This window comes from bacterium (assembly GCA_037147175.1).
Taxonomy (GTDB): Bacteria; Cyanobacteriota; Vampirovibrionia; order Gastranaerophilales; family UBA9971; genus UBA9971.
The window spans coordinates 1-24,598 of the sequence record JBAWVS010000041.1 but is presented as its reverse complement, the minus strand read 5'-3'; the positions used below and the strand labels follow the sequence as shown (position 1 = coordinate 24,598).

At 33.4% G+C, this 24,598-nt stretch carries 25 protein-coding genes and 1 rRNA gene; 12 read left to right on the top strand and 14 right to left on the bottom strand.

The window, feature by feature from the left end:
• Positions 1–39 precede the first annotated feature (39 nt).
• Entirely contained in the window at positions 40–258 is a 219-nt protein-coding gene (locus WCG23_09835; protein ID MEI8390167.1) for a hypothetical protein, read from the bottom strand.
• 172 nt (positions 259–430) lie between these two features.
• Here WCG23_09835 and WCG23_09830 point away from each other — a divergent pair, with 172 nt between their 5' ends.
• The 3 genes from WCG23_09830 to WCG23_09820 are packed head-to-tail and all read left to right on the top strand — an operon-like array spanning position 431 to position 3,338.
• Entirely contained in the window at positions 431–1,423 is a 993-nt protein-coding gene (locus WCG23_09830) for a permease (protein ID MEI8390166.1), read from the top strand.
• Positions 1,424–1,435: 12 nt separating this feature from the next.
• Complete coding sequence (locus WCG23_09825; protein MEI8390165.1) at positions 1,436–2,455, top strand: isocitrate/isopropylmalate dehydrogenase family protein; 1,020 nt, start codon at positions 1,436–1,438, stop codon at positions 2,453–2,455.
• 4 nt (positions 2,456–2,459) lie between these two features.
• Positions 2,460–3,338, top strand: coding sequence for a phosphodiester glycosidase family protein (locus tag WCG23_09820; GenBank protein MEI8390164.1), 879 nt, complete (start codon positions 2,460–2,462; stop codon positions 3,336–3,338).
• Between the two features lies 1 nt (position 3,339).
• On the opposite strand, the gene WCG23_09815 is transcribed toward WCG23_09820, so the two are convergent.
• From WCG23_09815 to WCG23_09805, 3 genes are all read right to left on the bottom strand, one after another.
• Positions 3,340–3,609 (bottom strand): hypothetical protein, encoded by a 270-nt coding sequence (locus WCG23_09815; protein ID MEI8390163.1) that lies wholly within the window; start codon positions 3,607–3,609, stop codon positions 3,340–3,342.
• A 50-nt stretch (positions 3,610–3,659) separates the two neighbouring features.
• Entirely contained in the window at positions 3,660–3,944 is a 285-nt protein-coding gene (locus tag WCG23_09810; GenBank protein MEI8390162.1) for a hypothetical protein, read from the bottom strand.
• Positions 3,945–4,213: 269 nt separating this feature from the next.
• Positions 4,214–5,434 (bottom strand): aminotransferase class I/II-fold pyridoxal phosphate-dependent enzyme, encoded by a 1,221-nt coding sequence (locus WCG23_09805; protein MEI8390161.1) that lies wholly within the window; start codon positions 5,432–5,434, stop codon positions 4,214–4,216.
• A 109-nt stretch (positions 5,435–5,543) separates the two neighbouring features.
• Here WCG23_09805 and WCG23_09800 point away from each other — a divergent pair, with 109 nt between their 5' ends.
• Positions 5,544–6,758, top strand: coding sequence for a hypothetical protein (locus WCG23_09800; GenBank protein ID MEI8390160.1), 1,215 nt, complete (start codon positions 5,544–5,546; stop codon positions 6,756–6,758).
• On the opposite strand, the gene waaF is transcribed toward WCG23_09800, so the two are convergent.
• From waaF to WCG23_09770, 6 genes are all read right to left on the bottom strand, one after another.
• Positions 6,755–7,789 carry a lipopolysaccharide heptosyltransferase II gene (gene waaF / locus WCG23_09795; GenBank protein ID MEI8390159.1) on the bottom strand — a complete coding sequence of 345 codons (1,035 nt, stop codon included), beginning with the start codon at positions 7,787–7,789 and terminating at the stop codon, positions 6,755–6,757. The two genes, WCG23_09800 and waaF, sit on opposite strands and share 4 nt — an antisense overlap.
• The gene (lpxK, locus tag WCG23_09790; GenBank protein MEI8390158.1) at positions 7,786–8,832 is read right to left on the bottom strand and encodes a tetraacyldisaccharide 4'-kinase; all 1,047 of its coding nucleotides are present in this window, start codon (positions 8,830–8,832) and stop codon (positions 7,786–7,788) included. The genes waaF and lpxK overlap by 4 nt, the downstream gene beginning before the upstream one ends.
• Positions 8,833–8,878: 46 nt before the next feature.
• Complete coding sequence (locus tag WCG23_09785; GenBank protein ID MEI8390157.1) at positions 8,879–10,249, bottom strand: MlaD family protein; 1,371 nt, start codon at positions 10,247–10,249, stop codon at positions 8,879–8,881.
• A 93-nt stretch (positions 10,250–10,342) separates the two neighbouring features.
• Positions 10,343–11,065, bottom strand: a complete 723-nt coding sequence (locus WCG23_09780; GenBank protein ID MEI8390156.1) for an ATP-binding cassette domain-containing protein — start codon at positions 11,063–11,065, stop codon at positions 10,343–10,345.
• Positions 11,066–11,067: 2 nt separating this feature from the next.
• Positions 11,068–13,041, bottom strand: coding sequence for a hypothetical protein (locus WCG23_09775; protein ID MEI8390155.1), 1,974 nt, complete (start codon positions 13,039–13,041; stop codon positions 11,068–11,070).
• A gap of 318 nt (positions 13,042–13,359) precedes the next feature.
• Positions 13,360–13,995: a uracil-DNA glycosylase gene (locus WCG23_09770; GenBank protein MEI8390154.1), complete on the bottom strand. Its 636-nt coding sequence runs from the start codon at positions 13,993–13,995 to the stop codon at positions 13,360–13,362.
• A 312-nt stretch (positions 13,996–14,307) separates the two neighbouring features.
• On the opposite strand from WCG23_09770, the gene WCG23_09765 reads away from it, so the two are divergent.
• The 4 genes from WCG23_09765 (at position 14,308) to WCG23_09750 (ending at position 16,042) form a co-directional block, all read left to right on the top strand.
• Entirely contained in the window at positions 14,308–14,574 is a 267-nt protein-coding gene (locus tag WCG23_09765; GenBank protein MEI8390153.1) for a hypothetical protein, read from the top strand.
• The gene (locus WCG23_09760; GenBank protein ID MEI8390152.1) at positions 14,552–14,893 is read left to right on the top strand and encodes a type II toxin-antitoxin system PemK/MazF family toxin; all 342 of its coding nucleotides are present in this window, start codon (positions 14,552–14,554) and stop codon (positions 14,891–14,893) included. Before WCG23_09765 ends, WCG23_09760 begins: the two co-directional genes overlap by 23 nt.
• 216 nt (positions 14,894–15,109) lie before the next feature.
• The gene (locus WCG23_09755; protein ID MEI8390151.1) at positions 15,110–15,478 is read left to right on the top strand and encodes a hypothetical protein; all 369 of its coding nucleotides are present in this window, start codon (positions 15,110–15,112) and stop codon (positions 15,476–15,478) included.
• A 273-nt stretch (positions 15,479–15,751) separates the two neighbouring features.
• On the top strand, positions 15,752–16,042 hold the full coding sequence (locus WCG23_09750) for a hypothetical protein (GenBank protein MEI8390150.1): 291 nt from the start codon (positions 15,752–15,754) through the stop codon (positions 16,040–16,042).
• A gap of 91 nt (positions 16,043–16,133) precedes the next feature.
• Here WCG23_09750 and WCG23_09745 read toward each other — a convergent pair whose 3' ends face one another.
• Genes WCG23_09745 through WCG23_09735 form a run of 3 tightly spaced genes read right to left on the bottom strand, consistent with a single transcriptional unit; the run spans position 16,134 to position 17,707 of the window.
• Positions 16,134–16,877 carry a hypothetical protein gene (locus WCG23_09745; protein ID MEI8390149.1) on the bottom strand — a complete coding sequence of 248 codons (744 nt, stop codon included), beginning with the start codon at positions 16,875–16,877 and terminating at the stop codon, positions 16,134–16,136.
• A gap of 10 nt (positions 16,878–16,887) precedes the next feature.
• Positions 16,888–17,190 (bottom strand): carbon storage regulator CsrA, encoded by a 303-nt coding sequence (gene csrA, locus WCG23_09740; protein ID MEI8390148.1) that lies wholly within the window; start codon positions 17,188–17,190, stop codon positions 16,888–16,890.
• 49 nt (positions 17,191–17,239) lie between these two features.
• Positions 17,240–17,707 carry a flagellar assembly protein FliW gene (locus WCG23_09735; protein ID MEI8390147.1) on the bottom strand — a complete coding sequence of 156 codons (468 nt, stop codon included), beginning with the start codon at positions 17,705–17,707 and terminating at the stop codon, positions 17,240–17,242.
• Between the two features lie 179 nt (positions 17,708–17,886).
• Here WCG23_09735 and WCG23_09730 point away from each other — a divergent pair, with 179 nt between their 5' ends.
• The 3 genes from WCG23_09730 (at position 17,887) to recJ (ending at position 22,180) form a co-directional block, all read left to right on the top strand.
• Positions 17,887–18,645, top strand: a complete 759-nt coding sequence (locus WCG23_09730) for a DUF561 domain-containing protein (GenBank protein MEI8390146.1) — start codon at positions 17,887–17,889, stop codon at positions 18,643–18,645.
• Between the two features lie 112 nt (positions 18,646–18,757).
• Complete coding sequence (locus WCG23_09725; GenBank protein ID MEI8390145.1) at positions 18,758–18,997, top strand: hypothetical protein; 240 nt, start codon at positions 18,758–18,760, stop codon at positions 18,995–18,997.
• A 486-nt stretch (positions 18,998–19,483) separates the two neighbouring features.
• Positions 19,484–22,180, top strand: coding sequence for a single-stranded-DNA-specific exonuclease RecJ (gene recJ / locus WCG23_09720; protein MEI8390144.1), 2,697 nt, complete (start codon positions 19,484–19,486; stop codon positions 22,178–22,180).
• A gap of 59 nt (positions 22,181–22,239) precedes the next feature.
• Here the strand turns inward: recJ and WCG23_09715 are convergent, their stop codons facing one another.
• Positions 22,240–22,497, bottom strand: a complete 258-nt coding sequence (locus tag WCG23_09715) for a hypothetical protein (GenBank protein ID MEI8390143.1) — start codon at positions 22,495–22,497, stop codon at positions 22,240–22,242.
• 713 nt (positions 22,498–23,210) lie between these two features.
• Between WCG23_09715 and WCG23_09710 the strand changes: the two genes are divergently transcribed.
• A 16S ribosomal RNA gene (locus WCG23_09710) occupies positions 23,211–24,598 on the top strand; the annotation flags it as partial.

The following is a 24,598-nucleotide window of genomic DNA, read 5'->3' as shown; positions in this document are numbered from 1 at the left end:
ACATTTAATGCTAAGACGGTTAACTAAATGAAAAACTTTTCAGATGACCTCTAAGTTTTTAGTATTCTTTTCTATTAATGTGTCTAAAACTAAAAACCTTTGATGATTCGAATCTGCTATAATATCAGAAGCTTTAGCAGAGACAGCATCACCTTTTATTATATCAAGAGGAAAGGATGGTTCTATTTTAATTTTATTAATAGGCTTGTTGATTTGAACATTGCCTGTTACACTTGAAAATCCTATTTTGTTAAACATGAAATTTTCTCCTTTATTTGTATTTAATCTTCTGAATATATAAATCTCGTGAATGGAAAAAATTGATAGTTTAAACTTGATTTTGTAACTTTTTGTTATAATTGAAATTTAATAAATTTCAACTTCTATACTTCGCCCCTCTTTGCAATGACAACATAAAAAAGGAAAAACATTGATAGATTTATTTAAACCCATAGAATTTTTTGCAAAATATATTGTTTTTGATGTTTTTAAACTTTCTGAAGCGTCAAAACTAGCCGAAAGCTTGCAATTTTTTATATACGACATAATAAAAATCTCTATTTTAGTGATCTTTATAAGTTTTTTGGCAGGAGTAATCAAAACATATTTTGCTCCTGAAAAAACAAGAGAGTTTTTGAGCGGAAAAAATAATGTTTTAGGGAATATTTTTGCGGCTTTATTGGGAATTGTTACGCCTTTTTGTTCGTGTTCTGCCTGTCCGCTTTTTATAGGTTTTGTGGAAGCGGGAATTCCGCTTGGGATTACTTTTTCATTTTTGATTTCTGCCCCTATGATTAATGAAATGGCGATGGTTTTGCTGTTCAGCCTTTTTGGACTGAAAATAACGGGTCTTTACGTGATATCAGGTTTAATAATTGCGATAACAGGCGGTTTAATCATAGGCGCTTTAAAACTTGAAAAATATATAGAACCTTTTGTTTTTGAGTTTAAAGAAGAAAAAAGTTCTTCCTGCTGCGGATGTACCGAAGAAAAGCAGACTTTTCGGCACAGGCTAGAGGAAGGGAAAAAACATTCGCTCGGAATTTATGCAAGCATCTGGCCATACGTGTTTTTAGGGGTTGGAATCGGTGCATTGGTTCATAATTATATTCCGACAGCGTTTTTATTAAAGTATGCAGGAGCTGCCAATCCTTTTGCAGTGCCGCTTGCGGTATTGCTGGGGATTCCTATTTATGCAGGATGTGCGGGAGCTTTGCCTCTTGCTTATGTCCTTGTTAAATCAGGGCTTCCAATGGGAACAGTTCTGGCTTTTACAATGGCTGTTACAGCAATTTCGTTTCCTGAATTTGTAATTCTCAGAAAAGTCCTAAGACCCCAAATGATAGCAATTTTTGCAGGAATTATGACTTTGGGTATAATATTTACAGGGTATCTCTTTAATTTTATTTTAAAATTTTTATAAAAAGGAGAAGATATGTATAACATAACTTTAATTCCTGGAGACGGGGTCGGCCCTGAGCTTACAGAGGCTACTTTAACAGCTGTAGAAGCAACGGGAGTAAAAATTAACTGGGAAATTGTCAAAGCAGGAGCCGATATAATAGAAGAATACGGAACTCCTTTACCGCAAGAGGTTTTGGATTCAGTAAGAAAAAACAAAGTAGCACTGAAAGGTCCTTTAACAACACCGATAGGAACGGGTTTCAGAAGTGTTAATGTCGCATTAAGAAGAGAACTCGACCTTTATTCATGTCTTAGACCCGCAAAAACAATTAAAGGGGTTAAAACCAGATTTGAAAATATTGATCTTGTTATAGTAAGGGAAAATACAGAAGATTTATATGCAGGTATCGAAAGACAGGTTGATAAAGACACTGCCGAAACCATCAAAAGAAATACAAGAGGTGCTTCTGAGCGTATTGCAAAGTTTGCTTTTGATTATGCAGTGAAAGAAAACAGAAAAAAAGTTACGGCAGTTACTAAAGCAAATATCTGCAAGTTTTCTGACGGGCTTTTTCTTGAAGCATCAAGAACAATAGCAAAAAATTATCCTCAAATTGAGTATGAAGAAAGACTTGTTGATAATATGTGCATGCAATTGGTTCAAAAACCAGAATTATACGATGTTTTGTTGCTTCCAAATCTTTACGGGGATATTGTTTCTGATCTTGCGGCAGGGCTTGTCGGGGGACTAGGCGTAGCTCCGGGGGCAAATTTTGGCGACGAAACAGCTGTTTTTGAAGCTGTACATGGCAGCGCGCCAAAATATAAAGGGCTAAATAAAGTTAACCCAACAGCCTTAATTTTGTCGGCTGTTTTAATGTTTAAGCACCTCGGAGAGTATCAGGCTTCGGAAAACTTGTATAATGCCGTTAAAAAAGTCATAGCTGACGGAAATAAAGTTACTTATGACCTTGGAGGCAGTGCTACAACAATGCAAATGGGGCAGGCTATAGCGCAAGAAGTTAAAAATTTTATGTTAGCGTGTAAATAAATATATGAATTCAAAGATTAAAATTTTCTCAATAATCTTGTTATCAGGGCTTTTATTAAGCCTTGGACTGTCGGTATATTCTCAAATTTGCAATAAAAAAGAAATTGAATTTAATATTTATAATAACGGGATTTATGTTGTTAGTATTGATTCAGGCTATTTTGCTAAAAATTCTGATATTTATATTAGTAATTCCCTTGAAACTGTTGAAAAGGCAGCAAAAGAAAACAATGCTAAAGTTGCCATAAATGCGGGGTTTTTTGATCCTAATAACGGAAAAACAACTTCTTATATCCTGAAAAACAATGAAATTGTTGAAAATCCCGAAAAAAACGAGCGTTTAGCTCAAAGTGAAGAATTAAAACCCTATTTCAATAAAATTTTAAACAGGTCAGAATTCAGGGTTTTAAATTGTCCTATTGATAAAATTCTACAGAATGGAGAAATTGCAGGAAGTGAAACAATATTCGAAATAAAAAATCATAAAGACCCTTTACCTCCTGAAAATTATTGTTCTCTGTCTTATTCAATTCAAGCAGGACCTGAGCTTGTTCCTGATTTTAATCTTGAAAAAGAATTTTTTATGCTTAAAAAAGACGGTAAAATAGTTAGAGAGTCTGCTTCATCACTGCATAAATTTGCAAGATCAGCTATAGGAATAAAAAAAGACAGAATCTTGATTGTGGCTGTAAGCAATCAAAATGCGATGACTCTTCAAGAGCTGTCGGATTTTATGAAAGATTTAGGAGTTGAAAAGGCAATGGCTTTTGACGGAGGAAGCTCTACTTCTCTTTATGTTAAGCTGCCCGACAAAAAATTTGTGTTAAATTCCTCAAAAGACAATACCGCTCGCAATGTTAAGTCTATTTTAATTGTGAAATAAACTATACCCAGGCATCCAATTTTTGTTCTATAAGAGTGTTAGCTACTTTATTATCATCAGAATTGCCGTTTTTCCCCTTCATTTCCCAAACTTTATAAGTTTCCCCTTCCAGTTTGTTAGTTAGGTTATAAGGATTTTCAGCGGTGGTAGCTTGTCTTACCGCAACAGAGGCGTTTATACTCTCTCCAGGCTTGTTAGGAAATTTAATAAAAACTGATCCGAATGAGAGACTGTTTTGTTTTTCGTAATTTTGTTGTATTGAATTAATCATTTTTTGCTTCCTTTTTAAAGATTACTAAATTTGTTTAATTTTGAAATAAGCTATACCCAGGCATCCAACCCTTGTTTTGTTAGTTCTTCAACCAATTTTGCATCATTAGAACCGTCGCTGGAACTATTTTTGAATTCCTTCATTTTCCAAACATTATGGGTATGTCCTGTGAGGTTTTCGGTCATTATATAATTTAACTTACCGGAATCAAGAGATTCAGCTATTTTGTTAATGACCCCACGAGCATCTTTCAGAGGAACAGGCACTTTGACAAAAACGGCTGCAAAAGAAAGCCTGCTTGAGTTTCCGTAATTTTTTTGCAGCGGATTAATCATCTTGATTCCTTTCTGAAATTATTAAATATAATTTTTAATTACATATATAGTGCTCTAAAAAAGTAATTAAGAAATGAAATATTTTTCGCGAAAGCGCTATAGCTTTTAGGAGTGATGTTTTTCGGGAAAATCCGGCTTTGCCGGTTTTCCTGAAAACAAACTCGTTTCAGTATACTTAAAAACTCTCAAGAAAAAAGTTGATAGTTTCCCCTCTTGATTTTTACAAATCTTAATAAAAAATTTAGTTTTGAGTTAAATCCTATAAAGTTTTAGAATGATAATTTTTCCAAAACATAATCCAGATCTTGTTTTGAATGCAGAGTCATAGTACAAAGACGAATTATTGGAGTTTTTACTGTAGGAGGTCTTATGCAAGAAGCCATGATGGCATGTTTTTCCAGTAATTCATTTGAAAATTCAAGGGTTTTTTCGATATTATCAAATTTTATGCAAAAAATAGCTGACTCTGACTGTTTTGTTATTGCGAGGCGAGTCAAAGGTTCAACATGGCAATCAGTTGAGTGTGGTAATTTGGATGGATTGCCGCTCGCAATAGCAATTTTATTTAAGCCCGTTCTAAAATAATCTATATTTTCCCAAAGTTTTTTTCTCAGTCCAAAATCACTGCCGATAACTTCAACAGCTTTTATTGATGCGGCTGTGGACGGAATAGACGGGGCTGTTGAAAAAACAAAAGAACGGGATTTGTTCCTCAAGTAGTCTATAATATCTGATTTTCCGCAAATGTATCCGCCTTCTGAGCCTGCCGCTTTGCTTAAAGTCCCCATCTGGATATCTATTTTGTCGTTTAAGCCTAATTCATGTGCTAATCCCTGCCCTTTTTTCCCATAAATCCCGAAAGCATGAGCTTCATCAAGAAAGAAAACAGCTCCATATCTTTCTTTTATAGCCACAATATCTTTCAAAGGGGCTATATCTCCGTCCATACTGAAAACAGAATCAGATATTATCACGTTAAACCTGTATTTTTTATGATTTTCTTCTATTAATCTTTCTAAATCCTGTGTATCACGGTGTTTATAAATAAATTTATTTGTTCTGGAAAGTTTTATTCCGTCTATAATGCTGGCATGGTTTAATTCATCAGAGTATACAGCATCTTTTTCCGTTAAAAGTGCTGAAATTGCACCGACATTAGCAGCATAACCTGTTGAAAAAATAATGGCTTTTTCGGTTTCTTTTAATTCAGCAATCTTTTCTTCCAGTTCTGTATGTAGTTTGTGTGTTCCTGAAATTAATCTTGAGCCTGTTGAACCGACACCATATTTTTCAACAGCTTTTATGACAGCCTCTGATATTCTCGGGTCTCCTGCAAGACCAAGATAGTTATTAGATGACATTTGCAGGACTTTATTGCCTCTGTATTCAACAAAAGCACCTGAGTTTGAAGAAAGTACCTTGAAGTCGCGATAAAGATTATCGATTTTTATTTGAGTTAATTCTTTTTTAAGGTGTTCGTATAGATTCATTTTTAAACTCTTAAATGTAAATAAAATTTAATAATTGGAAAGAATACTGTCAATTTTTTGTGTTCAGGGTTTTTAAAGCAAGTGAAAGAGTTCTGTAAAGGCTTAAAATATGTTAAACACAGTCAATTATACACCTTACAACAATAAATTCTTAAAAGAAAATACTCAAAGTCTCAAAACTGTTGAAAATCCGAGTAATTTAAAATCATTAAATCCTTTAAATAAAGACACAATCGGTTTTTGCGCAAAAAGAAATATTTTAAAAGAGTACGGAATTAAACCTGATGAGGTGGAGGTTGTTTCTAAATCTTCTGTTGATAAGCCAACAAAAATTCTTTTGTTAAAAAAATTACTTGAAGCACATGAGCATGCCGCAAAAAATAAAGAATTAGGAAATTTTACAGGCAGGTATTTTGCAACAAACATGATGTTTGAAAATGGTGAATGGTCATTGTCTGCAAACATTGAAAATACTATTGAAAATGTTTTTTGTGGAGAGCGTTCAGCAGTCGTAAGAACATGGAATCAATCATTAGAAAAACTTTCTCTTAAAAAACTCAGGACGGATAAAGCGTACAAAGAAAAAGCCGGCCAAGGTCTTAAAGCAAAATATTTAGCGATGAGTGCAGGTGATGGTTTATATTCGTACAATGCTTGTTCGGATTGTCTTGACTGGTTAAATGAAGACAGATATTTCAGCCCTAAAACACAGATTGCTACATTAGAAAAAAGTCCCGAGTCTGGTAAGTTCATTCTCAAAATGAGAAATATTAAAGAAATTCTTCCCTATTGGGGTGAAAATGCTAATTCAATTACTGATAAACCAATTGAGCATTTAAAAATAGAAAAAACAGAAAAGGCAGGTAAGTTCATAGTTGAGAATAATATTTCTGATGAAACTCTGCGAAATTTAGTGCAGGAAGCCAAAGCTGCTTCTGGAAAGGTAAAAACAGCAGAATTGTCGGGTAAAAATGCGGCGGTATCGGCGTTATTCAGTAATGGCAAAATCGCACCCGGTGAAAGAATGGATTGGACTCGCAGATGGTCTATAAGTCCTGATTTGGTCGGTATAACAAAATATCTACAGGATAAAGAAACCCCTAAAGATACAAAAGTTCTTGCTATTGCTTATTACGGAAACAATCAATCTCCACATATTGACAGCCTGGGGAGAGTTTCTCAGGATAGAGGCAGCGGTAATACTCTTGTGTTAAATGTCCATAACGATAAAATAGAAGTAAAGACCATCTACGACTATATCCCATATTTGTACATTTCTTCTAAAAGAGCTGATAATACTCCAAAAAGTTGTTCAAGCTGTTAAATAAATGATTCTATTTCTTTTATAACCATTTCAGGTGTTATGTTCTTAATACAGGCATAATCTTTGTCGCATTTTTTTCTTAATTCGCAAGGAATACATGGTAAATCAAGAGAAACAGGTTTATGGATTTCTCCCCATGCCCTCCATTTTTTAGGATTCATAGGTCCATAAATTCCTATTACGGGAATGTTTAAGGAGGCGGCTATATGCAAAGTCCCTGAATCAGAGCCGACAACAAAATTCATTTTGTTTATAAGTGCCGTACTGTCTTGAATAGAAAGCTCTCCGCAAAGATTTACAGGTTTATTTTTGAGTTCTAAGTGAATTAAGTTTAAAATTCTATCGTAAATTTCTGAATCTCCGGCTGTTCCTGTAAAGAAAACCAGTATATTTTTTTCATTTGAGAGAAACTCAATTATTTTTGCAAAGTTCTCTACCGGCCACTGTTTATTTATATTTCCGCTGGTAGCATGAACTAAAACTTTTTGTTTTTCAGATAAATCATAATTTTTTAAAATTTCCTGAATTTTTTCTTCTGATTTGTCGGAAATCCAGTTTTCAAGGTGATTATCCCTTACGGGAATGTCATCAGCTTTTAAAATATCGAGAAAACATTCAACTTCATGTTTGTTTTTAACGTAGAGAATTTTTTTTGTAAGCAAAAAACCTCTGCCTTCGGTGTCAAAGCCGATTCTATCTTTAATTCCCGCTAAAAAAGCCAGAGCAGCGCTTGAAAAAGACCTTTTCAGGACATAAGCCTTATCATAACGGCTTTGTCTTAAAAGCTTTACATAACTGAAAAAAGTCCTTTTTTGTTCACCTGTATTCTCGTAGCGGTGTTTTTTTGTGGTATCAAAATAAATTAAATTGTCTATATAAGGACAATCTAGCAAGACATCGCCGGAAACAGGCCCTACAAGCATATCAATCTGTGCCTGCGGGTAGGCTCTTCTTAAGTTTCTAAGAAAAGGGATGGTCAAAACCGTATCGCCTATAAATCTATATCTTATTACAAGGATTTTTTTAATCATTTTAATTCTTTTAATAATTCTTCTAAATTCATATCCACACTTAATTTTAAGGCACAAATTTTAATATCGGAATTTATTTCATTTAAAAAAGGCATCAATTTTACAGCGTCTTTTTCTGTTGTAATTATTGAATCAGCTCCCTTTTCTTGCGCCTTGTTAATTATGTTTTCAATATCAAGTTTAGTATAAAGATAATGGTCTGTGAAAATCTTTTCTGATAAAAGTTTGATATTTTGATGTTTTAAAGAATTAAAGAAAAATTCAGGTTGACCTATGCCTGCAAAAGCTATTGCTCTGCAAATATTTACAGGCTCATTTGTCTTTAAATCATAAATTTTATCCGGTTTAAGCTTGCAAACAAGAGATTCTTTTCCATATTTATCCCACATGTTTTTTGCAATTTTTTCGCATTGCTCTTCCGAGGCTTTATCGAAAGGTTTTTTGTTTACAATAATAATTTTATCTGCTCTTTTGATTTGGTTTTCATGTTCTCTTAAGGCTCCTGCCGGCAACAAAAACCCGTTCCCCAAAACTTTTATGCAGTCAATCAAAACAATATCCAAGTCCCTTTTAAGTTTTAAATGCTGAAAACCATCATCAAGCAGTAAAATTTTGCTTTCAAAATTATTTATAGCGTGCTGACCTGATTTTACCCTGTTTTTTCCTGTTATTACCGCTGTTTTGTTTGAATTTATAGCCATCCAGTAAGGCTCATCGCCTGACTGAATCGAATCATAAAAAATATTTTTCCCGTCGCTTATGATATTTGTATTTTTATTAGAAAGCATGCCGCCATAGCCTCTGCTGATTATAGCAACTTGTTTATCAATATTTTTATTAATATAATTAGCAATTTCGCAGGTTATTGGTGTTTTCCCCGTTCCGCCTGTGGTTAAATTTCCTATAGAAATAACATAAGCGTTTAATTTGACGCTTTTTAGGATTTTAAATTTATAAAGAAGTTGTCTTATGCGGACTATAATCCCGTAAAAAAAAGAACAAAACAGCAAAATACTTAAAACTATACAGTCTAACGGTTTCATTTTTTCATAATAGTGAATTTTATTTATATAAGTTTTCATAAAATTTTTAAAAAAGCAGTCTTAGTAACAAGAATCTTTTGTTTAATTTTTTAGAAAATGTTTTCATGTCTTTTGAAATATTTTGAGAATTATCCAAAATTTCTTTTAATTTATCTTTTTCATCAGTTGTTAGTTCATCAACCGTATCAAGAACTTGAGACAGTTTGGAAACAGAAGTGTTTAAATTAACAATGGTTTGATCAATTTTGTTATTAAAATCCTCATTTTTAGTAAGGTTATTAACATATTTAACCACTTCGGAAAGATCTTTGCTTGTGGAATTAATATTTATAAGACTATCCTGAAGTTTAGAATTAGATAACAAATTAGAGATTTCTTCAGAAGATTTTTGAATTGATTGAGAAGTTGAAATAAGGCTTGTTTTGAATTTTTTATCTCCTACAATGCTGTTCAAGTTGCCTGTAAGGACAATCATATTGTCAGAAAGCTTTGTTGAAAGAGAAATAAGGTTTGTAATATCATCTTTTGATGAAGTTAATATTTCAGAAGCCTGATCCATTACATTAGAAGCTTTTTCGCTAAAATCTTTAGTATTATTCAGGGTTATTCTTATATCATCAATAAATTTATCGGAAAGAAGTCTGTTTATTCTATCATTTGTTTCTTTTAAGGCAGACGCGGATTCAAGCTGAATATCAAAAAATTCGCGCATTCTTATAGGTTCAATCACTGTATACTTGGATTGAAATTCCGGAATTTCGACAATAATATCATCAGGAGGTGTTATTTGAAGTTTAAATTCCTGAATAGTTTCGTCATAAGCTAAATTAAAGGATGAATATTTGGGAACAATAAAGCCCGGCTTGGTTAAAATATAGTCTATTTTATAAGTATAAGGGGTTTTTATTGATTTTTTCTCTTCAGGCGTTAAAGTTCTGGAATCTATTATTTCTGAATTTTTTACTTCACCTATTGCAGTATATTTACCTGCAACAAGAAGTTCGACAGGGCAATTATCTTTTAAAAGTTTTTTAAAATGTTTTTTTACCGGAATAAAAATATTTTTCGTGCAGGGGGGAGTAATTTCAAGAAATTTTTCCCCGATAATGCCTGACTGTTGGATAGAAATAACTGACGCATCAGGAACTTTAATATTTGGTTCGGTTATAACAAATCTTACTTTAACACAGCTGTTTTCGGAACTAATGACAGGAATAACATCTTCGACCTGTCCTATTCTTATGCCCATCATTTGAACGGCAGAACCCGGTCTCATTCCGTCTATATCATGAAAAATTACTTCGGTTCTTTCTCCAGCAGAAATTGAACGGCCTTTGAGCCAAAGAACTCCAAAAATAAGTATTAATATTGAAAATAATGTTAATATGCCAACTTTGGCTGCCGGGGATAATTTCATTCCTTATTTTTTCCTTAAATTAATTTAGAGAACTCTTTTATATCTTAAAAACTTTGATAGAAATATTCAACATGTATAAATTTTTTCATTTAACTAGTGTACCACGGCAACCATCGGACCGTCTTTTTCTGCGTGGACAAATTGATATGCATAAGGATCAGCAGAGGTTAAAAGTTCTACAGGGCTTCCTTCCCAAACGATTTTCCCTTCATAAATCATTATTACTCTGTCAGACGTTTTTGTTACGGTAGAAAGTTGGTGTGTAACAACAATAGAAGCAGCATGGAGATCGTTTTTTAATTTTACTATAAATTCTTCTATAACTGTTGAAGAAACAGGATCAAGACCTGCTGTAGGCTCGTCATAAAGAATAATTCTCGGGTTTGTAACAATAGCCCGTGCAAAGCCCACACGTTTTTGCATCCCTCCTGACAGCTCGCTCGGAAATTTGTCTTCAATTCCTGATAAACCTACTGTTTCAAGTTTTTCCTGAACTATTTCTTTAATCTGGCTCTCAGTATAGAGTTTTTTGAACTTGGTTCTTTCTTTAAGGGCAAAAGCAACGTTTTCGTAAACAGACATTGAATCAAAAAGTGCTGAATATTGAAAAGCCATTCCTATTTCTTCAGCGCTAAGAATGATTTGACCTGAGTCAATTTCTTCAAGTCCGCTTATTATTTTCAAAAGGGTGCTTTTGCCTGAACCGCTGAAGCCAACAATCGCAAGAGTTTCCCCTGCTTCTACAGAAAAACTAATGTCATCAAGAATTACTGTATCATCAAAACTTTTACAAATATTTTTAAGTTCAATAAGCATTTTTAAAATTTTTCTTCAGAAAGTCTTTTTTTATTTTTAGCGGCTTTTTTGTCTTCAAATTCTTCTATTCTTGATTCAAGCTGCTCAAGCCTGTTTAATATAAGTTCGTTGGATTTGCTTCTTTCGTTTGCAATTTCCACTTTTTCAAGAATATCTGACAGCTGCCTTAAAACTTCTCTGTTGCTGTGCTGATCATAAAGTTTTTCGATTTTTCCTTCGATATTTTCCATTCTTATTTCAAAACGGTTTAATTTATCTGAAACCCTTTTAATTTTTTCGGTTACATTTTCTTCAGTTCTTTTTATAAAGACATCAACTCTTTCGATAGAATTTTTCTTTAAGAGTTGATTATTTTCTTCAATTAGTTTGCCGGCTGCATCAAACCATTCAGAGATGCAGACAAGTGCGTTTTTAACGTCTTTAGTTGTTTCAAGTGTTTCAGCAGAAATATTTTCGGCATTATCAAGTTTTTTGTTTAAATCTTTAAGTTCGGCAGAAAGGTTTTTAAGTATTTTTTCGCCTGTTTTATTCAGGTTTTCTAAATTTGCTTCAAAAGTTTTATTTATTTCTTCCTTTAATTCTTTAAAAGAAGAAATAAATAAAGTTGAATTGTTTTTTTCGTTTAAAATAAGTTTGTTTAATTTTGAACTTATTTCGGTAAGATCATTTTTAAATAACCCGAATTCTTCAGACAATTCAAAAACACCTGTTTTTAAAGAATTAATGCTTTCGCTGGTCAGATTTATCTGGTTTTCTGTAAATCTGGAAATATTCTTTAATGCAATAAGAGCGGTTTCGGAACTCGATAAAGTGTTCTGGATTTTAAATTCAATAGAATCAGTTTTTGAAATAAAATCAATGATTTTTGAATTCGTATCATAAGAAATATTGCTGAATTCATTTTTTATTTCTTCTAATTTTTCATAAAAAAGTTTTGAAGCATTAAAAATATATTCAAAATTGGTCTCAGCGTTTTTGTAGGTGGTTTCAAATTTATCAAGAAGCTCGCCGGTTTCTTTTTTAATTTGTACGTTATCACGAGAAAGAAGCTCGTCAACAGACTCTTTTAATCCATAAGTAAGCTCTATTGCCGAAGATAAAGGATTTGTGAGAGAAGAAAATTCATCAGAAATTTTAATTGAAAAATTTTGAGTTTCATCAAGAATAGAATTTAGTTTATCGTTAATTTCTTGTGAGTTTTCATTAAGAATAAAATTTAGTTTGTCATTAATTTCCTCGGCTTTTTCATTTTTTGAAAAAGCATTCATTTCAATTTTGTCTTTTAAAGAACAAATAGCGCTATTTAAGAGTTCAAGTTTCTTTTTATTTTCTTCAAGTTCCTGTAATTCGTCCTTGTTATTTGTTGTTATTGAAAAATTATTTTCTTTTAATTCTTCAAGAATCTCGGCAATACTTAAAATCTTGTTGCTGAAAGATTGAACGTAAAATTTTATTTGGTCAAGCTCTTTTCTGTTATCAATAGTGCTAAATTGGTCATAAATATCGTTAATACATGTTTTAAAATCTGAAAAACTGCTGCTAAAAGTATTATCAAGATTATTAAACCGTTCATAAACATTCTGAAAGCCGGAATTAAAATTAGTAAGGTTTCTTTCGAATCTGTTGTTCAGTTCTTCGCTTTCAGCTGTATTTGTTTTAATTAAATGATTTATTTCAGAAAATTTCTCATTTATTTTATAAAAATTTTCTTTCAAAAAGGTTAAATCTTCTAATAAAGAATCTTTTATTAAGCGCTCTGCGGAAAAATCAAAGCATTCGGAATAGTCAGTTTGCGCAATAATATCTATTTTTGTTTCAATCCTGTTCAAAACATTGTCTTCTTGAAAATCTTTTATTGAGTCTTGAAGGTTTGCTAAACCGGAAAGATTTTGCATTAAGTTTGATAAATCTTCAAGTTTTTTACCGGAGTTTGCAACTTCGGTTTTTATTTTATCTAATTCTTGAACATATTCCATAAAAGCTTGTATCTCCAATCCCGATTCAGTTGTTTTACAGGTTGTTTTTTAAGTATATTATTCGACACTTTAATATATTTTAGCAAAAATTAAAACAGTTGGTAATAATTTTTTTAAAAAGAGAATTTGGTATTACCGGTCATAAATTTTGTAAATAAATTTTTGAATTTTGGCGTGAAGCAATTTTTTTGTTGCGAACACGTTAATTGGGAAGATTGCCTTGTTGCTTGACAGTATTTATTTTTCAGGCGATTTCTGTCTTGTAACGACAGTCTCTCACAACAAAGGTTTAGAAATATTACAACTTGTTAAGATTTATTAACTGTTTAAAGAATCAAGGACCTTTCTTATTTCCTGAATATCTTGTAAGGTTAGCCATTGCGGAGAGCCGACAGCTTTTGATTGATTGCGTAATAAATAAGAAGGATGCAGCAAAGGCATCATTTTTGAGCCGAATGCTCCATCAAACCATTGCCCCCTTATTTTTGTTATGCCTGATTTAATATTTAACATTGCTTTAACGGCAGTTGATCCGCAAAGAATAATAATCTCCGGTCTCATAAGCTGAATCTGGGCATCAAGATATTCACGACATGCCTTTATTTCTTTGTCAGAAGGAACTCTGTTTTCGGGAGGTCTGCATTTTACAATATTGCAGATATAAATATTTTTTTCTCGTGAAATCTCTTGAGATTCAAGAAGTTTGTCAAGAAATTTGCCTGCTTTGCCTATAAAAGGTCTGCCGGTTTCATCTTCCTGTTGACCGGGTCCTTCACCGATAAGCATTATTTTTGAAGAAAAAATACCCTCTCCGAAAACAACATTTGTTCTCGTTTTGGACAAATCGCATTTATAGCAATGTTTACAGACATTATCGACTTCCTGAAGTGTTTTGTATCTTAAATTTTCATTTGCTTTGTTAAAATTATATATGCTCTGCGCGGTGTTTGGCATTTTATGTCCTCATCTTTGGTATAGGAGTAGTTTTATTATACCGTTTCAAAAATATACCGGTACAAAAGTATTATAAATTGATTTTTTCGATTAAGAAAAAACAACGCCTAAAGAGAATAAAATTTTGCAAATATATCTATAGAATTAAAGAGTGAATCCTCAACTCTTCTAAATTTACTTGCTACTCAATGTCTCTGTTTTTTTCAGGGACATTTTTTTATTGTAATAAGTCTACAAAACCATTGTAAAAGTTTCAAAAATAATGTATACTTAATTGTAGATATATTAGTCTACAATATGAGGTAATACATCATGAGTACAACAACTACAATCAGAGTGAAACGTAAAACTTACAATGGTTTAAAGATAATAGCCGACCAAGAAAATTCGACAATGCAGGATGCTTTAGACAAATTATTAGAAGAGCATGAAACCAAGAAATTTTTTGAAGAACTTAATCAGTCTGTTACAAATTTAAAGAGTAATTCTGAAGCTTGGATTGAAGAATTAAATGAGCGTAAAGAGTGGGAAGAAACCTTAGCAGACGGATTGGAGAATGAAAAGAATGAAACGTGGTGAAATATGGCTGGTTAATTTAGACCCTATAATCGGAAGAGAGCAGGCAGGTACAAGACCCGCATTGATTATATCTACAGACGGATTTAATGAAAGTGGTTTAGAATTATTGATTGTATGTCCCCTTACAAGTAAACATAAAGGATTCCCGACACACGTTGATATAAAAGCAGGTGATAGCGGCTTGACAATGGACAGTCATATTAAAGTTGAAGATGTTAAGTCAATTTCAGTTAAAAGATTTATGAAAAAAATAGGGAAAGTTGATACTAAAATAATGAACAAGGTAGAAGATATTTTGAAAAAAATCTTTAAAATATAGTCTTTTTCCCCCATTATTTTTTAAAAGCTCCGTAAGGGGCTTTTTTACACTCTAAAATTTGAAAGTAAAAAACAAAACCCTTTGTTTATCAATGTTTTACCCTGTAATTGTAACAAATTGTTAAGGAGGGGGTTAAGTTTTTAGCAATTTTTTTTATTCACGAATCTTGTATGGGTATGAAAAAAATTTAGTAGGAGAAATAGGAGAAAAAAGAAAATGTCATTAGCAATTCAAAACACAGGTTATTCAGTCCAACAAAATCGTAACTTAAAAGGCAATGAGAAAAAACTTGCTTTTAGTGCTCTCACTGATAAGCAATTTCAAGAGCTACAAAAAAATAGTGGCGCTACAGTAAAAGCACCAGAAATTTCAATACCAGGAGAAAATCCTCTGTATAGCTCAAAATTAGTAACAGGAGATGGTGGCGCATACTATTCATATATTAAGCCTGGAGAAACAGAACATCGCTTTGCAAGATGGCAAGGGAGTACCCCTGGGGAAGCAATAAAAAATATGCAAAAGGGTCTAAGCGTCGGGGATACTCTTCATCATGAATATTATCACAAAGTTAGTTATACAATTTAGAGAACGTTGAAATAAAAGCACTGCGGCATACAGGCATAAATTTTAGTCTGAGATGGCTTGCAAAAATTTGCAGATATTTGGGTAATATTAAACATCGGGTAGAAATTAGATTGTCAGGAATCCAAAAAGGTTTCCCTCTGAAATTAATTACGATTGTAACAAAGTGTTGCGATTTCAATGCGAAACTGTCATTTTTTGTATTTCACGAGATTTGTAAGGGGATGAAAAAAATTATTAGTTTAGTTGTGGAAAAATAAGAAAGTAGGCAAAATTATGTCAATGCAAATCGGAGCAAAACAACAGTATGTAAATAAACCAGTAGCTTTTGGGGCAATTCAATACCCTATTTCTCATTGGAGGTGCAATAACTCAGTAATTAAGGAGATAGAAAACCAGGCAAGCAAGTTTTTTGGAGCCTTTGGAGCTGCCGACCGTTTTGGAGAAGCAGATACGGTATTAACTGAATATGGTGGAAAGAATTCTCGGAAGATAGAGAAATTTGTTGCTGAAGAACTAATAAAATTAGGCTTGAAAGTTAAAACAAATGTAAATTTCTGGAAATAAGCCTGAATAGGCTAACTTAAGTGACGATTACTGTATATTATTATGAATAATACTTGGCAGTATGCGAATATATAACGAGAATGCCTGCAATCTACAGTGAAGACAGTTTGAGGTGAACTTTTTTAAGCAAACCTACAGCGGGAACATAATAACTGTTTAGCTCAAGGCATTTTTTGAGCATTTTTATGCTTTCTGAATAAGCTCCTATGGCATAATTATATTGACCTAAATGATAAAAAGTTTCAGCGTCCTGGTCAACTATTTCAATGCTTTTAATTAAGTATTTTTTAGCCTGATTTAAAAAACCATAATTTAATAAAGCTCTGCCGATTAATTTATACGTTTCCAGATTTACTGATGCTAGAATTTTATCGTTTTTAATAAGGTTTTCGGCATAGCGGATTTTGTTTGCAATAATAAAATTGCCTATGTCCATTTCAAGAAAATTTCTTATCTGCAAATACGAAGGAACATGCGGATTATGTCTTAAATTAATAAAATCCAGCAGGCATATTCCCCAGTGGGCAGCAGCGGAAGAGGAGCAGCAGCTGTACCATAGCTTTTCTGCCTCACGTTCGTTTCCTGACAAAAGTTCACAAAAACCGGCCTGATATTTTTGACCTGTTTCTTTATAAATTTCCGCGGCTTTTGAGTATTCTTTTTTTTCCTGATAAGCAAGCGCAATAGTTATTTTAGGCATATTTCGTTCAAAATCGGAAGCATCTTTAAAAATTTCGCTTGAGTTTAAAAGCAAATTTATTGAAGCATCAGGGTCTTTATTGATTAAAAGTTCCTGTCTGGCTTTATTTATTATTTCTTTTGGTGAATTTAACATTTTTCAGTTTTTATTTGGAAGGTTTGTTTATTTTAGTTGAAACAGACTGAAGTTTATTTAAATAATCTGAAGCAAAATCTTTTTTTGACTCATCAATATTGATATTATTACTGAACTCAGGCAATGAAACTTCTTTAATTGACTGTTCATTTGCTTTTTTAATTTCTTCATAAATTTCTTCTCTAAATACAGAAACGTGTTTTGGGGCATTAATGCCTATTTTTACAGTATCTCCACGTGTTTCTAAAATAGTTATTTCTATATTGTCGCTTATAATTAATTTTTGACCCTTTTTTCTAGTTAAAACAAGCATTTGTAAACCCCTAAAAATAAATTTTTAAACATTGTGCGCAGCGGATAATTTAACTAAGCACATTTTCCGGTTTGTCTGCTTTTGGCAGCGGCTGGTTAAATAATTTGTGTTTTGTGGAAAAACTTACATTTGTCAAAACAAGCTGCATGCTTTTTTTATTAACCATATTTACTACGATGGGCCCTACAAGGTTAACTGTGGCGTTCTGAGGATTTCCCTGCGGAACACAAGTTATATTAAAAGATAAAAGATTTTCAGCATCCGTAAGTTCAAGCTTTTTTGCTTTTTCTTCAGGAATAACAAATTGATATTCAATACCAAATAAAGCAGGGAATGTTATAGGAAAAGCGACATCGGCATCTTCTACCGATTGAAGCCATTTAAAAGGGGAATCAGGTGTGTGATCAAGAAGAATAAATTTAGATAAATGTTCGTAACCTAAAATAGGTTCTATAAAGTTAAAAATTAAACTGTCATCAACTTCTACATCGCCAAATCTGCTTGTATTTATTTTCATTTAAGTAAATTCCATAAATATTGTAATAAAAACCCTCTAAAAATATTAAACCATAATATGTTCAAAATGACCATCCGCGGTTTATACCATTTGGTCTTTTTGATGGATTTTAAATATTCCTTAACTTATTATTCAATGATATAATTTAAACTTAAAAGAGTATTTGGAGGAAAATATCAATGAATAAAAGAGAACAATTAAGAAACCTTATTTCACAAAAAAGATTTGTGAAAGTTATTGCAGGGATTGATAATTTTGATACCGAAAAAGTAAAAAAAGTTGTTTTAGCGGCAGAAAAAGGTGGAGCAAACGCTGTTGATGTTGCAGCAAGTGAAGAAATCATCAGAATGACCAGAGAAACAACCAGTCTTCCTGTTTTTGTTTCTTCAATAAATCCTGAAGAACTTGCAATGGCGGCTAATCTTGGAGTGGATGCTCTTGAAGTCGGCAATTTTGATGTTCTTTATAAAAACGGCATGAGAATTACATCACAAGAAGTTCTTGAAATAACTGAAAAAACAATGAAATTAGCAGGACATAATATTTTCTTGAGTGTTACAGTTCCTGGACATCTTGAAATAAATGAACAAATTGAACTTGCTCAAAAATTAGAAGAGATGGGTGTTGATTTGATTCAGACAGAAGGTGCTGCGACTGTTGAAATACAGGCAAATGGAGCAAAAGGTCTTATTCAGAAAGCCCATGTTTCTATTGCGAATACAATTGAACTTGTAAGAAATATTAACATTCCTGTTATGACAGCCAGCGGTATTACTTCAACAACAGCTTCAATGGCTTTTGCTGCGGGAGCCAGTGCGGTCGGAATAGGTTCATGTGTTAATAAGTGCGAATCTGCTATTGAAATGACTGCATCTGTAATGTCAGTTGTTGCCTCTGTTGCTGATTGTTTTTCCGTTAATGAAAAAATGTTCGCATAAAATTTTTGTTGAAAAAATATGAACAATTTTAAAATCTTGGTGTATGAGTAATTGTGAATTAAATAAAAATAATGATTTTACAGTTAGTTAAAAAACAGGAAGGATTTTTATTATGAAAAAAACAGTAGCCGTTTTATCAACAATCGCGTTAATTGCAAGTTTTGGCATTGCAAGTTTTGCAAATTCAACCCCATGTCCATGTAGTAAACAGTGTCCTATTGTAAAAACAGGCGGAGCTGCTGAAGTTCGTCCTATAAAAATGACTAAAGAACAAAAGATACAGAAAACAAAAAAAGAAGAAATAAAAAAAGCAGCAGAAGCTAAAAAAGAAACACAAGCTAAAGCTAAATAAGCTTTTATGCCAATAATAAAAGGGAGATAAATTGTTAAAGATTTATCCCCCTTTTATTTTATAAGAGCCTATCTGTTAAAAATATTTAAACTAAGATATATAAGTTTTAGAGGCTTGTTTGAAAAGTCGGTTTTGATTTTAATAAGATAGATTTTTAATAGTTTTTCTTAAAAAAGACAAAAATAAATGCGACACTTCTGCCGCATCAGTCAAGAAAGGAATGGTTAGACTATTAACGTTATAGATTATTACACAATCATATGTAATATGGCAAAATGTTTACTTTTTCTTAATATTTCTTAATAGTTTTTGCTAAAGGCAACAGGTCTAATCCTTAATGATTGTAGTTGAGAGGAGAGGCTTTTGCTTGGATGTGGCAGTCTTGTAATATTACAAAATTTTGCGATTCCTTTCAGTTTATTAAAGATTTCGGGTATGAATATAATAGAATTAAAAGGAAATAGAAACTGATTTTGGTGTGAAATTTTGAAAAATGGCTATAAATGGATTTATTCTCAAAATAATATAAGCGATGAATTATTTGCCGAGATAAAAAAAGTTGCAGGCTCGGAAATAATTGCGAAGCTGCTGATTAACAGAGGAATAGTTAATCCGAAAGAGGCTGAAAACTTTCTTGACTTTGCCAATGCAGAAATTTCTTCGCCATATCTTTTTCCTGACATGGAAAAAGCTGTAAAAAGAATCAATAAAGCTATAAAGGAACAAGAACATATAGTTGTTTTCGGAGATTTTGATGCCGATGGGGTTACAAGCACTTCTCTTTTGTATAAAACATTAAAACTTTTAGAAGCCAATGCAAGTTTTTATCTGCCGGACAGAATGGACGAAGGACATGGTTTAAACAGGGCAAATGTGTGTAAACTTATAAGCAGCAGAAAAACAAAATTATTTATTACTGTAGACTGCGGAATCAGTAATGTAAACGAAATTAAGCTTGCAAACAGTTTTGGGGCAGACGTTATAATAACCGATCACCATGAGCCGCAGGAAGAAATCCCGCCTGCTTATGCAATTATTGACCCTAAAATGCTTGAAGAAACTGAATTAAATAAAAATATACAGCATCTGGCAGGTGTCGGAGTTGCTTATAAATTGGCTGTCGCTTTATTGGAATCCAACAATAAAGAACATTTACATGATGAAATTTTTTATTTTGTAGCCCTCGGAACAGTTGGGGATGTAGTGCCGCTTTTGGGGGAAAACAGGACTTTTGTCCATCAGGGAATGAATTTAATTTCTCAGAAAAAACCTCCCGCTATCGGGAAAATTCTTGAAATAGGCGGGTATAAAACAAAACAAAAAATTTCAGCGGGAACCATAGCTTTTGGTATTGTGCCAAAAATCAATGCTGTAGGAAGATTGGGAGATGCCTCTCCCATGGTTGATTTTTTATTAACCGAAGATGAAGAAAAATTAAACGCTTATGTCGAAGAATTAAATGAAAATAATAAAAAACGGCAGGAAATGTGTGAAGAAACTTTTCTTCAGGCTGAAAAAAAAATCAAAGAAGAAATAGACCTTGAAAAAAGTAAATCTATAATCCTTGCCGACAAAGATTGGCATCCCGGAATTATAGGAATAGTTGCTTCAAAATTTGTTGAAAAATATTATAGACCTGCTTTTTTAGTTTCGATAAGCGAAGAAAAAATGCAGGCAAGAGGTTCAGCAAGAAGCGTTGATTGTTTAAATTTATTTGAAACGCTTTCGGAATTTGCCGATTTATTTATTCAGTTTGGAGGGCATGCCCTTGCCGCAGGTTTTTCTTTTGATTTAAACAAAATAACCTTTGAGCGGTTCAGAGAAAAATTGGATTCATATATAAATGAAAATTTAAATACGGAATTATTAAAACCGGAATTAAGAATTGATGTTGAAATTCAGCCGCAAGACCTGACGGAAAATTTTATAAAAGAAATTGAAAAGCTGGAGCCGTTTGGAGAAGCAAACCCGAGTCCTGTTTTTAGTATGTCAAATCTTACTTTGATGCAAAAAAAGAAAATGGGCGCTAAAAAAAATCATCTTAAACTTTTTCTTTCTGATGAGCAGGGGTTAATTTTTGAAGCAGTATGGTGGAAAAAAGAAAACCTTCATATAGAAGAAGGGGAAAAAGTTAATATTGCTTTTGCTGCGGCATTAAATACATTTATGGATAAAACTTCAATTCAATTGATTGTAAAAGATTTAAAACCGACTTCTGACAAAGAACAGGTGTATGAAGAAGAAACTGAAGAAGAATTTTTCGAGTTAGAAACAGAAGAAATTTCTGAAATTATTGCAGATTGCGAAAAGTCTTTGGAGTCAGAGCAAAGTTCTGAGGAAACCCGATTTAAGAATAGCAGTCAAACAGAGAAAGCCGAAAAAGAAACCTTTGATAAAACCGGTCATTTAAAATCTGCCTGTCCTCCCGGGCGAAATGAAGCAACTGTGAGAGAGGAAGCAAAATCTACAGTTGCAATCAGTACAAATTCTTCTGCCGGAGCAGGGCATGGCAATACATGTGAGCTTAATAACAACGGTATAAAGTGGTTTGATCAAAGAAATGCAACAGGGCTAAAAAAAGATTTTGTAAAATATATGAAGTCTTTAAAGAATAATATTACGATTTTTGCCGAAACAAGCCGTTCTTTAAATATTTTCGAGAATAATACGGTATTAAAAGAACTTATTTCAAACAGGACAAACCTTAAAAAATCAGATCATCTTGTTATTATGGACTTGCCTCCTGATGAAAAAACTTTTTTCAGTATTTTAAGTAAAACGCATGCCAAAGAAATTTATCTGATAGGTTTAAAAATTGAAATTGATCATGTTGAAACAATAAAAAAGTTTTCCAGCATGCTCAAATATGCTTTTAATAACAAAAACGGCATTATAAATATTGAACAGATGGCGTCTATTCTTTCTATTTCATCAGAGTCCATTCTGGCATGTGTTGAATTGCTTGACAGCGCTAAGGTTATAGAAGTTTTGGAAATTAACGAAGATTCAATTAAATTTAATTTTTCGGGAAGTAAGGAATTAAATACAATGGTTGAGCAGCCTGAATATCAGACTTTTGTTGATTCCATTAAAGAGTCAACAATATTTAGACAAAAATTAGCAACTCTTGAAATTGAAAAAATACAAGAAAAAATAAATAAGGCATGCCTTGAATTGGTATAAAAGGCTTCAGATAAATATATTTTGGTTTTGAGAAGGTTTTAACGTTTTATCAATAATTTTTAAAGAAGTTGATTTGAAGACATTCTGAGAAAAAATGATTCAAGGTTTTTTAATCTCTTGCCTGTTCTTTGGATCCTTCTCTCGCCTTCGTTTAAGGAAAAAAGTAGAATCTTTTTTTCTTCATCCGGTAATACATCGGTTGATTTTTTAAAAAGCATATAATATTTTTTAAGCCATGCGCTTCTTTTGCTAAGCGTTCTATCAATGGCTCCGCCAATAATTTTTGGCGTTACAGGAAATTTGTCGGTCGTACGCATTCTTTTCCCTTTTCGTAAATTTAGTAACTATTTAATCTTTTAAAGCACCTCAAGGAAAAAAATTGCTAGTTGAGTAAAAATTTTTTTTATAAAAACCTTCAAAAGCCTCATTAGTATTTAAGTTTGTTGGGTAAAAAGTGTTTTAACATTTTTTAATATTTTTTTTGTGGAACAAAAATTTCAAAAAAGAGTCGTATAGTTTACTAATAAAAAAACCGAAAAAGCATGTTCCGGCATGAATTTCGCATATTTTAATGTTAAAAATTAAAGATTTTAAAAATTTTTTAAGAAATTAAATTTTAAAAAACCTTATAAATAAAGGAATGCAGCGAATCACTTTTTGAAAAAGCAAAAAATTTTTAAAATTTATTAAAAACATGGGTTGTCAGCAAATTTTGTTTGAGTTAGATTATAGTAACTCTCAAATAAATGACTTCTTCTTAAAAGTTAAGGCAGGAATGACAAGAGATTTTAAGTTTTAGCTGGGTTAAATAAAAGCTGTAAAATTTAAAAAAAACCACTTGACTCTAAAAATCGGTGGTGTTAATATACTCTGTACCCCCGAAAAGGGACGAGTTAAAACGCTGAAAGAGCGATGAACCTTGAAAACTGAATAACTGAAATACGAAATCAACCTGTTAATTCAAAAATAAACAGTCAGGAAACCTTCAGAATCTAAATTGTAAATTTATTTACATTTTTATAATGATTTGACAATGGAGAGTTTGATCCTGGCTCAGGACGAACGCTGGCGGTGTGCTTAATACATGCAAGTCGAACGTGAAGCTACCTTCGGGTAGTGGAAAGTGGCGGACGGGTGAGTAACACGTAGGTAATCTGCCTTAAGGTGGGGGACAACGTTGGGAAACTGACGCTAATACCCCATATGTGGCGAGTTGAAATACTTGTCATGAAAGTTCCGGCGCCTTAAGATGAGCCTGCGGCTGATTAGTTAGTTGGTGAGGTAATGGCTTACCAAGACTATGATCAGTAGCTGGTCTGAGAGGATGATCAGCCACAATGGGACTGAGACACGGCCCATACTCCTACGGGAGGCAGCAGTAGGGAATTTTGCGCAATGGGCGAAAGCCTGACGCAGCAACACCGCGTGAGTGATGAAGCATCTTGGTGTGTAAAACTCTGTCAGAGGGGACGAATTTTGACGGTACCCTCAAAGGAAGCATCGGCTAACTACGTGCCAGCAGCCGCGGTAAGACGTAGGATGCAAGCGTTGTCCGGAATTATTGGGCGTAAAGAGTTCGTAGGCGGCATGTAAAGTCTGGTGTTAAAGCCCGGAGCTCAACTCCGGTTCGGCATTGGATACTTACAAGCTAGAATGCAGAAGAGGCAAAGGGAATTCCTAGTGTAGCGGTGAAATGCGTAGATATTAGGAGGAACACCGGTGGCGTAAGCGCTTTGCTGGTCTGTTATTGACGCTGAGGAACGAAAGCCAGGGGAGCAAATGGGATTAGATACCCCAGTAGTCCTGGCCGTAAACGATGGATACTAGGTGTTGTAGGTATCGACCCCTGCAGTGCTGCAGCTAACGCAATAAGTATCCCGCCTGGGGAGTACGCACGCAAGTGTGAAACTCAAAGGAATTGACGGGGACCCGCACAAGCGGTGGAACATGTGGTTTAATTCGAAGCAACGCGAAGAACCTTACCAGGGCTTGACATCCTAAGAACCTTGCGGAAACGTGAGGGTGCCTTTCGGGGAACTTAGAGACAGGTGGTGCATGGTTGTCGTCAGCTCGTGTCGTGAGATGTTGGGTTAAGTCCCGCAACGAGCGCAACCCTTATTGTTAGTTGCCAGCAAGTTAAGTTGGGCACTCTAGCGAGACTGCCGTTGATAAAACGGAGGAAGGTGGGGACGACGTCAAATCATCATGCCCCTTATGTCCTGGGCTACACACGTGTTACAATGGGTAGGACAACGAGTCGCCAATCAGCGATGATGAGCAAATCTCTTAAACCTACTCTCAGTTCGGATCGTAGTCTGCAACTCGACTACGTGAAGTCGGAATCGCTAGTAAACGCAGATCAGCACGCTGCGTTGAATACGTTCCCGGGTCTTGTACACACCGCCCGTCACACCATGG